The sequence below is a fragment of the Chitinophagales bacterium genome, assembly GCA_019638515.1.
Classification (GTDB): Bacteria; Bacteroidota; Bacteroidia; order Chitinophagales; family LD1; genus UBA7692.
This window is the reverse complement of record JAHBTS010000002.1, coordinates 661,289-674,763: the sequence shown is the minus strand read 5'-3', so window position 1 is coordinate 674,763 and position 13,475 is coordinate 661,289. Positions and strand designations below refer to the sequence as shown.

Annotated in this window: 15 protein-coding genes; 11 read left to right on the top strand and 4 right to left on the bottom strand. The window is 39.7% G+C overall.

Going from position 1 to position 13,475, the window contains the following annotated elements:
- Position 1 precedes the first annotated feature (1 nt).
- Positions 2–580: a hypothetical protein gene (locus KF872_06280; protein ID MBX2903150.1), complete on the bottom strand. Its 579-nt coding sequence runs from the start codon at positions 578–580 to the stop codon at positions 2–4.
- Positions 581–641: 61 nt separating this feature from the next.
- On the opposite strand from KF872_06280, the gene KF872_06275 reads away from it, so the two are divergent.
- A complete protein-coding gene (locus KF872_06275) occupies positions 642–857 on the top strand; it encodes a DUF3276 family protein (protein MBX2903149.1) in 216 nt (71 codons plus the stop codon).
- 41 nt (positions 858–898) lie between these two features.
- Here KF872_06275 and KF872_06270 read toward each other — a convergent pair whose 3' ends face one another.
- The gene (locus KF872_06270; GenBank protein MBX2903148.1) at positions 899–2,821 is read right to left on the bottom strand and encodes a PD40 domain-containing protein; all 1,923 of its coding nucleotides are present in this window, start codon (positions 2,819–2,821) and stop codon (positions 899–901) included.
- Positions 2,822–3,008: 187 nt separating this feature from the next.
- On the opposite strand from KF872_06270, the gene KF872_06265 reads away from it, so the two are divergent.
- Both KF872_06265 and dapB read left to right on the top strand, forming a co-directional pair.
- On the top strand, positions 3,009–3,398 hold the full coding sequence (locus KF872_06265) for an SAM-dependent DNA methyltransferase (GenBank protein ID MBX2903147.1): 390 nt from the start codon (positions 3,009–3,011) through the stop codon (positions 3,396–3,398).
- A gap of 80 nt (positions 3,399–3,478) precedes the next feature.
- Positions 3,479–4,210, top strand: a complete 732-nt coding sequence (gene dapB, locus KF872_06260; GenBank protein MBX2903146.1) for a 4-hydroxy-tetrahydrodipicolinate reductase — start codon at positions 3,479–3,481, stop codon at positions 4,208–4,210.
- 8 nt (positions 4,211–4,218) lie between these two features.
- Here dapB and KF872_06255 read toward each other — a convergent pair whose 3' ends face one another.
- The gene (locus KF872_06255; GenBank protein ID MBX2903145.1) at positions 4,219–6,714 is read right to left on the bottom strand and encodes a carboxypeptidase-like regulatory domain-containing protein; all 2,496 of its coding nucleotides are present in this window, start codon (positions 6,712–6,714) and stop codon (positions 4,219–4,221) included.
- A gap of 76 nt (positions 6,715–6,790) precedes the next feature.
- Positions 6,791–8,440, bottom strand: coding sequence for a glutamate formimidoyltransferase (gene ftcD / locus KF872_06250; protein MBX2903144.1), 1,650 nt, complete (start codon positions 8,438–8,440; stop codon positions 6,791–6,793).
- Positions 8,441–8,474: 34 nt separating this feature from the next.
- Here ftcD and mazG point away from each other — a divergent pair, with 34 nt between their 5' ends.
- From mazG to ric, 8 genes are all read left to right on the top strand, one after another.
- Entirely contained in the window at positions 8,475–9,248 is a 774-nt protein-coding gene (gene mazG / locus KF872_06245; GenBank protein ID MBX2903143.1) for a nucleoside triphosphate pyrophosphohydrolase, read from the top strand.
- A 196-nt stretch (positions 9,249–9,444) separates the two neighbouring features.
- The gene (locus KF872_06240; protein MBX2903142.1) at positions 9,445–9,879 is read left to right on the top strand and encodes an Rrf2 family transcriptional regulator; all 435 of its coding nucleotides are present in this window, start codon (positions 9,445–9,447) and stop codon (positions 9,877–9,879) included.
- A gap of 55 nt (positions 9,880–9,934) precedes the next feature.
- Entirely contained in the window at positions 9,935–10,174 is a 240-nt protein-coding gene (locus tag KF872_06235; GenBank protein ID MBX2903141.1) for a hexameric tyrosine-coordinated heme protein, read from the top strand.
- Between the two features lie 19 nt (positions 10,175–10,193).
- Positions 10,194–10,589, top strand: a complete 396-nt coding sequence (locus tag KF872_06230; protein MBX2903140.1) for a group III truncated hemoglobin — start codon at positions 10,194–10,196, stop codon at positions 10,587–10,589.
- On the top strand, positions 10,586–11,026 hold the full coding sequence (locus tag KF872_06225) for a hypothetical protein (protein ID MBX2903139.1): 441 nt from the start codon (positions 10,586–10,588) through the stop codon (positions 11,024–11,026). The genes KF872_06230 and KF872_06225 overlap by 4 nt, the downstream gene beginning before the upstream one ends.
- Position 11,027: 1 nt before the next feature.
- Complete coding sequence (locus KF872_06220) at positions 11,028–11,936, top strand: tryptophan 2,3-dioxygenase (protein MBX2903138.1); 909 nt, start codon at positions 11,028–11,030, stop codon at positions 11,934–11,936.
- Between the two features lie 21 nt (positions 11,937–11,957).
- Positions 11,958–12,728, top strand: a complete 771-nt coding sequence (locus KF872_06215) for a class I SAM-dependent methyltransferase (GenBank protein ID MBX2903137.1) — start codon at positions 11,958–11,960, stop codon at positions 12,726–12,728.
- 18 nt (positions 12,729–12,746) lie between these two features.
- Complete coding sequence (gene ric / locus KF872_06210; protein MBX2903136.1) at positions 12,747–13,469, top strand: iron-sulfur cluster repair di-iron protein; 723 nt, start codon at positions 12,747–12,749, stop codon at positions 13,467–13,469.
- The last annotated feature ends 6 nt before the right edge of the window (positions 13,470–13,475 follow it).

The following is a 13,475-nucleotide window of genomic DNA, read 5'->3' as shown; positions in this document are numbered from 1 at the left end:
TTTATTTTTGGGCGCGAAGATAAGCGCTGCCAAGCGGTTTCCGCATTTCTACTTCGTATAGTTCGCCATTGCGGTAGCGGTAAATATTGGTTACGTCTTTTAGTTTGTTTACATATTCACCGGGTGCTGTTTTCTCAAATGCTACAAATTCGCCCATGCGCTCAGAGAATACTCTTTTTTCGTTTATAGGTTCCGAAAAATATAGTTCCATAGAAGAGAAGGTGGCGGCTTCGGTTATGTGTTTTGTTTCGTTTCCTTTTTTTACCAAATAACCATGCGCATCTTTGCTTATATCGGTTGTTGCCAATTCTCCATTGTTCATTGCGCGGCATTGCGCGGAGTATAGTTTTCCTTCGAAATACTTAATATCAAAAGTCATGGAACTGGAACGGTTTTGAAACATTACAGTTATAGATGATTGATTGGCTAAGTGGTATGAAGTAAAGCCTTTTTCATCGGTTTTTTTTGTAACGGTTGTATGCCCAATAGTTTTACCAAGTACTACTACATTGAATTTTTTTTGCTGTGCAGTAGTGGTTTGCCAAAGTAGTACGGCAAAAAATAGGGACATTATTTTCATGATTAGGCTAATATACTTTTTCAAAAACTAAATTATATGTTTGAAGCCATAAATAGGCTCTATGTTTGAAGATAAAATTATTGTTTCGGAAAAAGTTCCTGCGGGCAAGCGCACTTATTTTCTCGATTTGAAAGAAACAAAGCAGGGCGATAAGTTGCTTAAGATTACCGAAAGCAAAAAGAATGATGGTGATTTTATTCGCCACAGTATTTTAATTTACGAAGAAGATTTCGAAAAAATTTTTGAAGCACTGGCTAAGATAAAAGAGCGTATGTAAATAAGCGATTTTATTGCTAATGTGCTTCTTTGTAAGATGGTTTAAATTTCAAGAATTAGTAATTCTGTTCTGCGGTTTTGAGCCTTGCCGTTTTCGGTATTGTTATCTGCAATTGGTTTCAATGCAGCGTAGCCTTTATAGGCAATACGTGTTTCTGCAATGCCTTTTTGTATTAAATAGTCAAACACGCTTTTAGCTCTTTTTTCAGATAATATTTTGTTGTTGGCATCTAAGCCGGTATTATCTGTGTGTCCGCCAATCTCTACTTTAAGCGTTGGATTTTTGGTGAGCATTTCGGCTATTAAATTCATTTCGGTTTTGGAACTTTCTTTGAGTGTAAACTGGTTGCTTTCGTAAAACACATTGTTGAGTACAATGGTTTGTCCTGCTTTTATTTTTTGCAGCGGTACGTTTACATGAAATGGTGAACCTTGCTTTACATCTTTCAACGAAAAGTGGAGGGAATGGAATAGGTATCCTTCTTTCATTACCTCTACTGCAAAGTCTTTTCCGGATGGGAGTGTAACCATAAATTCTCCTTTGTTATCGGAGGAAAGTGTGGTATATATTTTTCCTGTTGCGAGGTCGAATAGCTGAACATTTGCTTTGAGTGCAGCTTTTGTTTCGGAGTCGAAAATTTTTCCTTTTACATAAGTAACGTAGTTGGGTTTAAAGCTTTCATCGGTATCGAAACTATAGATATCCATTCTGCCATTTCCATCGTTTCGCTCGCTGGCAAAGTAGGCGGTTCTGCCATCGGCACTAACTACTATTCCAATTTCATCGCCAGGTCCATTTATTGGAAACCCTAAGTTTTCTGGGCGACTCCATTCTCCGTTGGGCAATTTTCTACTTACAAAAAAATCGCTGGCTCCAAAACCCGGATGTCCATCGCTGCTAAAGTAAAGTGTTTGGTCATCGGGGTGAATAAAAGGACGCTCCTCGTCAAATTCGGTGTTAATGAGCGGTCCTAAGTTTTTGGCTTCGCTCCAAGAATAATCGTCTTGCAATACTGAGTACCAAATATCTAAACCGCCATAGCCGCCTTTGCGGTTGCTGGCAAAGTAAAGGGTTCTGCCATCGGCACTAATGCTGGGTTGAATATCTTTGCCGGGTGTATTTATCTTGCCACCAAGGTTGCGTGGTTTTTCGAATCCGGTTTCGTTTTTTGAAGCAAACCAAATATCGCAATTGCCTAAGCCTCCGGGTCGCTCGCATGATGTAAAAAACAGGTATTTCCCACTAGGCGAAATGCAAGTGGCACCATCGTTGTAAGAATATAAACTAATGGGAGCATCTACCATCTGTGCGGTGCTCCAATGCCCGGCAGAATCGTGGCTTACATAGATATTTTCTTCGAGCATGTAGCCGCTGCGGTCTAAACGGGTAAAGTAAATTAACCGCTCATCGGCAGTAATGGTTGGCATCAGTTCATCGGTACCGGTGTTTACTCCAATGCCTAAATTTTTTGGTTGAAATTTACGCGGATGCTGAATGGCTACTACTGCAAAGTCGGCACTTTTTAAAAACATATCTACTTGTTTGGCATCGTGAATAGAAAGCGTTTTGCCTTTGCAGAGTGTGAGTGCTGCTTTACTTTTTTCGTATTGCTGGTTGTAAAAATATGCTCTGCCTAATTGAAAGCATAGTTCGGGTTTATAGTTTGGGTCGAGTGTGTTTACCTTTTCTAATGAAGCAACTGCAGCAGCGTAATCTTTTACATTTTCCATTTGCAAGATGCCCAATACAAACCAGGCATCAATAAACCCCGATTGGTTTGCAGTAGCTTGTTTCAGCAAATCGGCAGCTTCGTTGTATTTTCCAAATGCCAGCGCATTGTCGGCCTGTTCAAATAAATCTTTTGAACGTTTGTTGGCACCTTTTTCATAAGTTACAACTTGTGCGGTAGCGGTGTGTAAAAAGCAAAATACTAAAAACAGTAGGCCTAAAACAAATTTATTCATGGTTGCTAAGATGCTTTTTCAGTAGCAAAAGTTTAGTGCAATTACAAACACTAGAATGTTGGTTGAGTTGAAGCTAAGAAGTGTAGCTGTAGTTCAATGTTGAACAATATACCTGCATGGGGTTTCATTTGTAGTGAAGATTAGTGTTTCCTCAAAAAGAATAACTTTGTGGCAGTAGTTTTTTTGAATGACAACAGCAATAAAGCAGCTTGGTAAGAATAAATTTGGGCAATACTTTACTCCAAAAGTTGTGGCCAATTTTATGATTGATATGGCTACTATTACTGAATATTCGAAAGTGCTAGAGCCGTCTTGTGGCGAAGGGGTTTTTTTAGAATTGTTGCAGCAACGTGGCTGCAAAAACGTGGCAGCTTATGAAATAGACTCAACACTGTCGCTACGCTTTCAAAATGTGCGTTATGAAAGTTTTGTTTCCGCTGTAATTGATGAGAAATTCGATTTGGTAATTGGCAATCCACCATACATACGCTGGAAGAATTTGGAAGATGATTTAAAGGCAGAACTTTCTTACAATCCAGCTAAGTTTGTGAAGCCATTTGAGAAATACATAAAGTAAGTTGCCTTGTATCACAAATTGCTATCAACTTCACATATTTTTAAACACTAGATTATAAACCATAAAAAGAATAATTACAAATGAAAGTTGCACTAATTGGCTATGGAAAAATGGGAAAAGAGATTGAACGTATAATAGCCGAAACTGCCGGAGCCGATGAAATAGTACTAAAAATTACGAGCAGCAATTTACATGAACTTACTATAGAGAATCTGCAAAAAGCCGATGTGGCAATCGAGTTTACACAGCCGGAAGTTGCGGTAGAGAACATAAAAAAATGTTTTGCTGCAAATGTACCGGTAGTAGTGGGCACTACTGCATGGCTGCAACATTTGCCCGAAGTACGGCAGGCTTGCCACGCAGCCGATGCGGCACTTTTTTATGCTCCCAATTTTTCTATTGGTGTAAATATTTTTTTTGAGGTGAATAGGAAGATGGCTGCTCTCATGCAGCACCAGCCGCAATACAAGGTTGAAATGGAAGAGATTCACCATACAGAGAAGAAAGATGCCCCCAGCGGTACTGCCATTAAAACTGCAGAGGTTATTTTAAGCGAGTTGAAAAGGGTAGAGCAGTGGCAATTGCACACTACCACTGCACAGAACAGCACTACTTGTTTACCCATAGTGGCAAAACGCGAGCCGCATGTGCCGGGTACGCATACGGTTGTGTACAAGAGTGATGTAGATGAACTAGTGTTTACACATCAAGCGCATTCGCGCAGAGGTTTTGCGGCAGGTGCTGTAACCGCTGCACGTTGGTTGGTTGGCAAAAAAGGTGTGTTTGAAATGAAAGATTTATTGGCACTTTAATACACCAATTAAGGCTTGGGCGAAATACAAAATTTTATACCCCAATTATTGCCGAAATCTTTCCAGTAGTTACCTCTGCTTGGATTTAAGTGTGTAGCACGCCAAACAAAATCTATTCGTATTACTTTTAAGATATTCTCGAAGCCAAAGCCCGCTTCAATGTACGGTACTAGCGATAAAGTATTGAAATCGCTTGGCACAATAAGCGCTTTATTATTACTGTGCGAAAAGTTGCCCAATAGAGCTTTAAAGGTTACAAACTCACGCAGTTGCAGTTTTTTAATTCCGGGAATTTTGTTGAGGAAAAAGCCTTCGAAATGATGGTCTATCCAAATGCTCACATATTTATCTGCAATAAACTCGAAATCGCGCATTAAGTTATAGGTAGTTTTATCGTAATAAAAACCTGTGAGTGCCCCACTAAACACAAATGCCGATGGGTAAGGAACTTTGCCTAAAAGATAACCACCTTTAATAGTGTATTTGGTATAACCGGCAGCCCAGTTTAAGCGGTGGTATAGCATGGCATTCAACTTCATGTAGTTGTATTGGCCGTCTAAGAAGCCTTTAAAGCCGCCTGTAATTCTAAAGTTGAGTTGCGGAAAGCGGGTTCCCTTTTGGAAATATCGGTAGCCATACGCTATGTATGATTGCTCTTTGTGTGCATAACGGAGATCTACCCACAATTCGGTGGTGGTATAGTTGGGCACGCGCACTATTCTTCCGGTATGCGGATCTCTTTTTGCGAAATCAAAAACCTGTGGAATATCGTAGTAGGTTTTTTGGTCGAATGCCATAATGGTAGAAAGTCCGTTTAGCCAATCTTTTTCCCATTGCACATTGGCATTTCTAATTTTCATTACGCGCTGCAATGGTTTCTTTCTAAGAAGCGACATTACGTTATCGAACGTTACAATAAGGTTCTCTTGCCCAAGAACAGCCATATCGTATTGGTACATGAATTGGAGGGCATTCCACTTGCGCACCTTCGATGGCGGAAAAATTCTAATAGTACCGTTGTATTTAAATTCTTTATCTTTTAGACCGTATGCCACATGTCCTTCCAACATAAAATATGGCGAAAGATGTTTGGTAGTTCTGCCGCCAATTCTAAGCCTCCAGCCTTCAACATTATTACGGCTTACAAATTTGTATATCCTGCCAATATCTACCGGACCTTCAAAATTAGGTATTCTAAACATGAAGGTTGAAAGCACATTGATGGCATAGTACCATTGTTTGTATGCTCTCACCTTTGGCAAAGTATCGCTAAATACATATACTTTTCGTTCTTGCGGTGTAAGCGGAGAAAATCGAAGACTATCTAAACGTGGGCGTGCCAAGGATTTGGCGCTGTCGTCAAATTCAACTTCATCGGGTATTCTAAAAACAGAGTCGGGGAGCGGAACATCTATTTCTATGTTTTTGCGCTCGTAGTGTTTTTGTGCTAATACGGCAAACCAACTTCTTTTTTTATTGATGCTTCCTACGGCTTGTAGATTCTCCGATTGTAGAATCCACTGATTTTTTATGAATGAAAATTCTTGTTTAATACTGTAATCGGCAAGGAAGTTTACATTGGCTTTTTCGTTGGGGCGGAATTTGTAAAGTTTTATTGCCCATGTGGCAGAATCTATCCATGCGTAACCTTTGAGCGCCACATCTTCTTTGTTCTTTGCTACGAAGTGAAGTTTATAGGTAGTTCTACCTTCCATCTTTACGGTATCTGTAAGATAGTATCGGTAAAGAATATTAGAGCCGGGTGAAAATGGCGATTGAAAAGATTTTCCGGCAATTACATACAAGTCATCATAGGTTTGAATATTGGATGTTTGGTAATCAATAGAAGCATTCAGCGATTCGTTATCTACTCCGGTAAGCACATCGGCAGTAACTAGGCGCTTATATTTTTTTGGATGTTTTTGGTAATATACATCTGCCATACTTTCTTTCATTAAGCCGGGCACAAATTTGCTGCTGTCTTCGGTGTAGTCTATGTTTTCAAATAAAAATTTGAATGGTTTAAGAATGCGCAACCGTGTGAACCATTTGGGTGGGTTAAGCATAGATGTAAGCAGCTTGGTGTACTCTTGGTAGCGATATGAATTTGCATTGTCTGCACTGTTTTTACTTTTGTTTTCAAGTACTCTGTAGTAAACATACTGTGCGGCAGTATCTATTTCGCGCTTACGCTTTTTGGCTTTTACCGTAACTTCTTCGAGCGAAATTCCACCTTCTTCCATTTCCACATTTATTTCTTGGTATTTGCTGTGGCGCAGCTTTTTATATACCTTTTTATAGCCCAGAAAATTAAAGATAAGTGTATCTACGGATTGGTTGGTTCGTATTCTGTACACGCCATTATCATCGGTAATAACGCCTTGCAATACCTTGTTGAATTTCACGCTCACGTAAGGCATTGGTTCTTGTGTGCGGGCATCGTACACTCTACCAAATACCTCTATGTTTTGGGCTGTTGCAACCAACGATATACATGATAACAAAGCTATTACAAGCTGTCGGAACACTATTACATTCTTATTTAAGAGAAAAGGGTGCGCGAATATAGCCTAATAGGCGTTACATCTTTGCTTTTACGATTTCTAAAATAGAAGTTTCTCTCAAGAGTGCTGATTGTAGTAAGGTCTCAGCTTTTGCGAGTATCTCATTTTTAAAGGTTTCATTCTTTAATGAAGCGGCATTTATTTTTACGTTAAGGTATGCGCCATACACGGCTGTTCTGGCACAAAGCGCACCTACTCCGGCATCGCTTATGGAGTTGGGGTTGCCTTTCTCTGCCATTGCCATCAGTAAATCAAAACTTTCGGCTGCCATTTCCATTACATGGTAAGGAACTAAAATTGCATTTTGGGTAGCTTCTTCTATGGTTGCGGCACGTACCTTTTTTTCTGCATCGGTGGTTTTAGGTAGTGCAAAGGCATTCATAATGGCATTGAATGCTTGTGTGTCTTCATCTACTGCTTTTAGTAGTTGTGTTTTTAAGGCTTGTCCTTTTTCTGCCCAGTTGCTAAAGTATTGCCATTGGTCGTCCCAGCCTTTTTTGTGCGAAGAAAGGTTAGCCACCATTGCTCCCAACGAGGCGCCCAGCGCTCCGGCATAAGCAGCAACCGAGCCCCCACCCGGAGCAGGACTTTCGCTGGCTGTTTGGTTTGCAAAGGCAGTTAGCGTTTTGTTTGCCAGCAAGGAGGTGCTTTTATCTTTCAAAACATATTCGATAATGCGTTCTTCGGGTATAAATGGCGATAGCTCATCTAGGCCTAAACTTTTTATGGCAATACGCACCAATTCTTCTTCTCCCACGCCTATGCTGCGCTGTTGTTTTTCTAAGAAGTAGCGACCGGCATTTAAAAGAGATTGCAGCGGAATTAAGCCCACGAGTTCAGAACCGGTTACGCGCATGCCACGCTCGTATGCACTTTTTACGCAGGCATCAAATGCTGTGTGAATGGGTGTTTGAGCTTCATCGGTAAGGTTCATAGATACTTGTGCAATGCCGTATTCTTCAATATACCAACCAATTGCTTTTACAGCTTTGCACCAACCGGGTTGTTGTATTTCTTCTCCTTGTTGGTTCTTTACTTTTCTGCCTTGCTCGCGTACATCAAACGCAATGGAGTTGGCTCTGCGCACCGAAGTAGTGTTGATGTTTACATTGTAGGCAATGAGTATTTTTCTGGCTCCGGTAATTAGGTTGCCACTCTTTTCATTAAAAATGGCTGCACCAAAATCGGGCTTCCATTCGGGTAATGTAATTTTTTGTGCAATGCCTTCGTATTCGCCAGCGCGTATGTGTGCCAAGTTCTTGCGGTGTGGTGCTGTTGCAGCTTCTTCGTATAGATAAACAGGAATGTGTAGTTCTTCTGCTACTCGCTTTGCTAAGCGCTGCGCGCAATGAATACAGTCTTCCATGCTGGCATTGGCAATGGGAATAAATGGGCACACATCGGTAGCGCCTTGTCGCGGGTGTTCTCCGGTGTGGTGGCGCATATCAATTAGTTCGCTTGCTTTTTTTACTGCTTGGAAAGCGGCTTCTACAACGGCATCTTCATTACCCGCAAAGGTTACTACGGTGCGGTTGGTGGCAGCGCCCATATCTACATGCAAAAGTTGTGCGCCTTCTACTTTTTCTATGGCTGAGGTAATTTGCTGTATAATTTCTTTGTTGCGTCCTTCGCTAAAGTTAGGAACACATTCAATTATTTTTTTCATGGAAACACTATTTTGCAGGCAAAACAAAGAAAGGATGCAAGAAAAACTAAAGGCATTTGAAAGGATTTTGAATATTATGAATGAATTGCGCGAAAAGTGTCCGTGGGATAAAAAACAAACCATGGAAAGTTTACGCATCCTTACCATTGAAGAAGTGTATGAATTGAATGAGGCTATTGCGCAAAACGATTTAAAATCTGTGAAAGAGGAGCTGGGCGATTTATTGTTACATATTGTATTTTACGCAAAAATTGGTGAAGAGCAGCAAGCATTTAATATCGCAGAGGTTATTGATAGTTTATGTGAAAAGCTAATTGCACGCCACCCACATATTTATGGCGATGTAAAAGTGAATAATGAAGAAGAGGTGAAGCAGAACTGGGAGAAATTGAAGTTGAAAGAAGGGCGCAAAAGTGCATTGGAAGGCGTGCCAAAATCGCTCCCTGCTTTACCTAAAACGCAGCGAATTCAAGAAAAGGCACGCCAACTCGGGTTCGATTGGGAAGCACCACAGCAAGTGTGGCAGAAAGTGCAGGAAGAAATTGGTGAGTTGAATGAGATGATTGAAAAGAATGCTTCTAAAGGTGATGTTGAAAGCGAGTTTGGGGATGTACTTTTTTCGTTGGTAAATTATGCTCGTTTTATTGATGTAAATCCTGAAGCCGCATTGGAAAGAACGAATTCGAAATTTGTTTATCGCTTTCAATATATGGAGAAGAAGGCTGCCGAGAATAATTGTAAACTAAGCGATTTGAGCTTAGCCGAGATGGATGTTTGGTGGAATGAGGCCAAACATACTCAACCATAATTTTTGTTGTTTTTCTAGTACAGCTAGGCATAGCTCCTTAGTGTGTAAACTTTACAATTTCATGACAAAACTGTGCATTGTTTTTGCCTAGTAAAAGAGCAAAAATGCAATTAACATTTTTGAGGAAATTTATTTACGATAAAATTGTCCGAAATATAAAATGCTTTTACATTTGCATAGCGAAACAATAACTGCAATGTTTTCAAAAGCATGTGAGCACGGTATTAAGGCTATTATTTATATCGCTACCCAATCGCTGGAAGGCAAGCGGGTAAAAATTGGCGATGTGGCAGAGCATTCCGGTTCACCAGAAGCCTTTACGGCAAAGGTTTTAGGCGCACTTACCAAGCATAATATTTTGAATTCCTGCAAGGGGCCGCACGGTGGATTTGACATGAGTATTGAGCAAATGCGCCAAACTAAAATGAGCGATATTGTTTACGCAATTGATGGCGATTCTATTTACAACGGCTGTGGTATGGGATTAGAAAGTTGCAACGATGAGCAGCCATGCCCCATGCACGAAAAGTTTGCTAAGGTTAGAAAGGGAATAAAAGTAATGCTTACCACAACCAGTGCATACGATTTGGCATTGGGAATAAAATCGGGAAAAACAGTATTGAAGCGATAGAGGAACGAGTAGTAATAGGAAAAATAAAATTGGTTCATAACATAAAATTAGTATCATGGAAAGTACAGAAATTTGGTTGCCGTCTTTAATTACGGCTACACCACAAGAAGGTAGAGAGTTGGCAGTAAAACTAGCTCGTAAATCAATTGCTGCCATACAAACTAATCCAGATATACGGAAAAAATTGAGAGACGATTATTCCAACGATACGGCACAACTTATTGCCTCTGCCAATGTAATTGCAATTGAGTTTCAAACTATAGCTGCGGCTAACAATTATTGGAAAAAGAGTTGATAGGAGAGCAGCAGTAAAAATGAGTGGATTAAAGGATATTGAAACCTTAGAGGATGTGCAACTTTTGGTAAATAGTTTTTATGCCAAAGTAAGGGAGGATGATATGTTGAAAGATATTTTTAATAATGTGATACAGGATCGATGGGATACACATTTAGAAAAAATGTATCGCTTTTGGCAAACTATTTTACTCGAAGAGCATACTTACTTTGGAGCTCCATTTGTGCCCCATGCAAAGTTGCCTGTAGAGAAAGAACATTTCAACCGATGGGTACAGTTGTTTGTAGAAAATACCGATGCTCATTTTAGAGGCGAAAAGGCTGAGCGAGCCAAATGGCAAGGAAGTAAAATGGCAGAGATGTTTAACTCGAAAATTCAATTCTACAAAAACAATACCTCCACTCCACTGTTATGAGAACTGTAAAGCTTCCAATAGTATTAGCATTTACCTTTCTTTGGATTGGTTTTGTATGTGCTATCAGTTTTATGGAATCGTGGATTAAGTTCCGCGCTCCGGGCATTACGCTTCCGCTTGGATTAGAAATTGGCAGGTTGGTTTTTGCAGCTTTGAACAGAGTTGAATGGGTAATTACTATAGCAATAGCGGCAATATTACTGCTATCTAAAACATCAGTAGTTCAAATACGTTTTGCTGTGTTTCTAATACCGGTTTTGTTGTTGGCAATTCAAACAGGTTGGCTGCTGCCGGCATTAGATGAAAGAGCGCAAGCAATTATAAATAATAAAGTAGTACAGCCCTCGAATCTGCATTTCTTGTTTGCCGGATTTGAAGTAATAAAAGTAGCGGCTTTGTTTATTTTTGGCGTTTTACTTATTAAATCAAACAACTAATATGAGCACAGGAAAAATCATCCATGACCTTGAGCAAAAGTATCGCCAATTGGGAGAAAATCCTGAAACTTATTTCAAAGGATTACTACAAGCAAAGCCAATTACATATTGGGATTACATTCAGGTAGACACCTTGCTTACGCTGCAAAAAACACGCACCGATTTTAAAGACGAAACCATTTTTGTTATGTATCACCAAGTAACAGAATTGGTTCTTAATATGATGATTCACGAGTTGAAACAATTGGTATTTGAAGACTTGAGTGAAGCTGTTTGGATAGATAAATTGAATAGACTCAACCGTTACACATCCATGCTCATTACATCATTTGATGTTATGAAATATGGTATGAATTACGATGACTACAATACATTTAGAAGCACTTTGGCACCTGCAAGCGGTTTTCAATCGGCATCGTTTCGCTATCTAGAAATTTATTGCACGCCATTGGCAAACCTTATCAACGAAGAAGGAAAAAAGCGCCTTCCTGCCGAGCCTGCTACCGAAGATTATTTTAATCATATTTATTGGAAAGATGCAGGCACCAATAGGCAAACAGGCGAAAAATCGCTTACGCTGCGCTTATTTGAAGAGAAATATTTAGAAAGTTTTGTTGCATTGGCAAATAGAGTTGCAGGCAATACCTTAGAAGAAAAGGCTCAGAAATTCACCAACCCATCGGCAGAGCTTACAACCAAATTGAAAGAATTCGATTGGCTCTATAATGTAAAATGGCCATTGGTGCATTTAGAAACAGCACAGCATTATTTAGACAGCAAGGGCGAAAACAAAGCAGCCACGGGCGGTAGCGAATGGAAAAAATATTTACATCCTAAATTCCAGCAGCGGAAATTTTTCCCGCAGCTATGGAACGAAGACGACTTAGCACAATGGGGAAATACACAGTGAATAACTAAACAGTAATGTATTATGGATACCAAAGATTTTTCAAAAGCACAAGGGCATTGGATTTTAGCCAGAATGGGGAAAAAAGTACTGCGCCCTGGTGGAAAAGAACTAACCCAAAAATTAGTTGCCGCATTAGAAATTTCTTCGGAAGATAATATAGTAGAGTTTGCTCCGGGGCTTGGTTTCACAGCTTCTTTAGCATTAAAAAAACAGCCAAAAACTTATGTGGGTATAGATGCAGATGAAGATGCTGTGGATATGTTGCAACACAAGTTGAAAGGTAATAATATTCAGTTTGTATTGGCGAATGCAAGTAGCACCAAACTAAGCGATAATTCAAAAGACAAAGTTTGGGGTGAAGCTATGCTAACAATGCATAACGATCACCGCAAGTCAGAAATAATTAGAGAAGCACACCGCATATTAAAAAGGGGAGGTTTGTATGCTATACACGAATTAGGATTGGTAGATGTAAACGAAACTTCAAAAAGTGAAGTTCAAAAAGATTTAGCCTTTTCAATTAAGGTAAATGCCCGCCCACTTACCGAAAGCGAATGGAAGGAGCTATTGGAAAAAGAAGGGTTTTCGGTTAAAAAAGTGTTTACAAACCAAATGCTATTGTTAGAAACAAGGAGGATTTTAGACGATGAAGGTTGGCTGGGAACACTCAAAATAGGCATGAATGTTTTATTAAATCCTGCAGCCATGAAACGTATTGTAGAAATGCGTTCAGTTTTTCAAAAACATCAACGCAATATGAATGCAATAGCCATTGTTGCAGAAAAAAACTAATAAACAAAATATCGTATCATGAGTATCACAAAAGAAACAGTAATTGGCGATTTGGTTGCTAAAGATTATCGTACAGCATCGGTATTCAAAAAGCATAAAATTGATTTTTGCTGTAATGGAAACCGCACCATAGGCGAGGCTTGTAATCAGCGCGAAATCGACCCTTCAAACCTTATTCAGCAGTTAGAAGAAGCAACGGTTTCTTATAGCCCAACTGCCTCTGATTATGCTTCGTGGCCACTCGATTTATTGGCAGATTATGTGGAGAAAAAGCACCACCGATATGTAGAAACCAAAATTCCTGAAATACTTCCGTTCTTAGAAAAGATTATTCGCGTGCATGGCGAACACCATCCCGAACTTGCCGAAGTGGGCGAACTATTTGAAGCCTCTGCGGGCGAACTTACCATGCACATGAAGAAAGAAGAGCTGATGCTCTTTCCATACATTAGAAAAATGGTAAAGGCTAAGCAAGAAGGCACTACCGCACAAGCTCCTTTTGGAACTGTGCAAAATCCAATTAGAATGATGATGCACGAGCACGATACAGAGGGTGAGCGCTTTCGAAAGATTGCAGCACTCACCAATAATTATGAGCCACCGGCAGATGGCTGTAATACTTATAGAGTAACATTTGCAATGCTAAAGGAGTTTGAAGAAGATCTGCATTTACATATTCATTTAGAAAACAATATTCTATTTCCAAAATCAATAGCATTAGAAGATTCATTTAGTGCGTAATTATGA

Excerpts from the sequence above, each read along its gene's own strand:
- KF872_06280 (MBX2903150.1), bottom strand. The coding sequence starts at position 580 with ATGAAAATAATGTCCCTATTTTTTGCCGTACTACTTTGGCAAACCACT.
- KF872_06275 (MBX2903149.1), top strand. The coding sequence starts at position 642 with ATGTTTGAAGATAAAATTATTGTTTCGGAAAAAGTTCCTGCGGGCAAG.
- KF872_06270 (MBX2903148.1), bottom strand. The coding sequence starts at position 2,821 with ATGAATAAATTTGTTTTAGGCCTACTGTTTTTAGTATTTTGCTTTTTA.
- KF872_06265 (MBX2903147.1), top strand. The coding sequence starts at position 3,009 with ATGACAACAGCAATAAAGCAGCTTGGTAAGAATAAATTTGGGCAATAC.
- dapB (MBX2903146.1), top strand. The coding sequence starts at position 3,479 with ATGAAAGTTGCACTAATTGGCTATGGAAAAATGGGAAAAGAGATTGAA.
- ftcD (MBX2903144.1), bottom strand. The coding sequence starts at position 8,440 with ATGAAAAAAATAATTGAATGTGTTCCTAACTTTAGCGAAGGACGCAAC.
- mazG (MBX2903143.1), top strand. The coding sequence starts at position 8,475 with ATGCAAGAAAAACTAAAGGCATTTGAAAGGATTTTGAATATTATGAAT.
- KF872_06240 (MBX2903142.1), top strand. The coding sequence starts at position 9,445 with ATGTTTTCAAAAGCATGTGAGCACGGTATTAAGGCTATTATTTATATC.
- KF872_06235 (MBX2903141.1), top strand. The coding sequence starts at position 9,935 with ATGGAAAGTACAGAAATTTGGTTGCCGTCTTTAATTACGGCTACACCA.
- KF872_06230 (MBX2903140.1), top strand. The coding sequence starts at position 10,194 with ATGAGTGGATTAAAGGATATTGAAACCTTAGAGGATGTGCAACTTTTG.
- KF872_06225 (MBX2903139.1), top strand. The coding sequence starts at position 10,586 with ATGAGAACTGTAAAGCTTCCAATAGTATTAGCATTTACCTTTCTTTGG.
- KF872_06220 (MBX2903138.1), top strand. The coding sequence starts at position 11,028 with ATGAGCACAGGAAAAATCATCCATGACCTTGAGCAAAAGTATCGCCAA.
- KF872_06215 (MBX2903137.1), top strand. The coding sequence starts at position 11,958 with ATGGATACCAAAGATTTTTCAAAAGCACAAGGGCATTGGATTTTAGCC.
- ric (MBX2903136.1), top strand. The coding sequence starts at position 12,747 with ATGAGTATCACAAAAGAAACAGTAATTGGCGATTTGGTTGCTAAAGAT.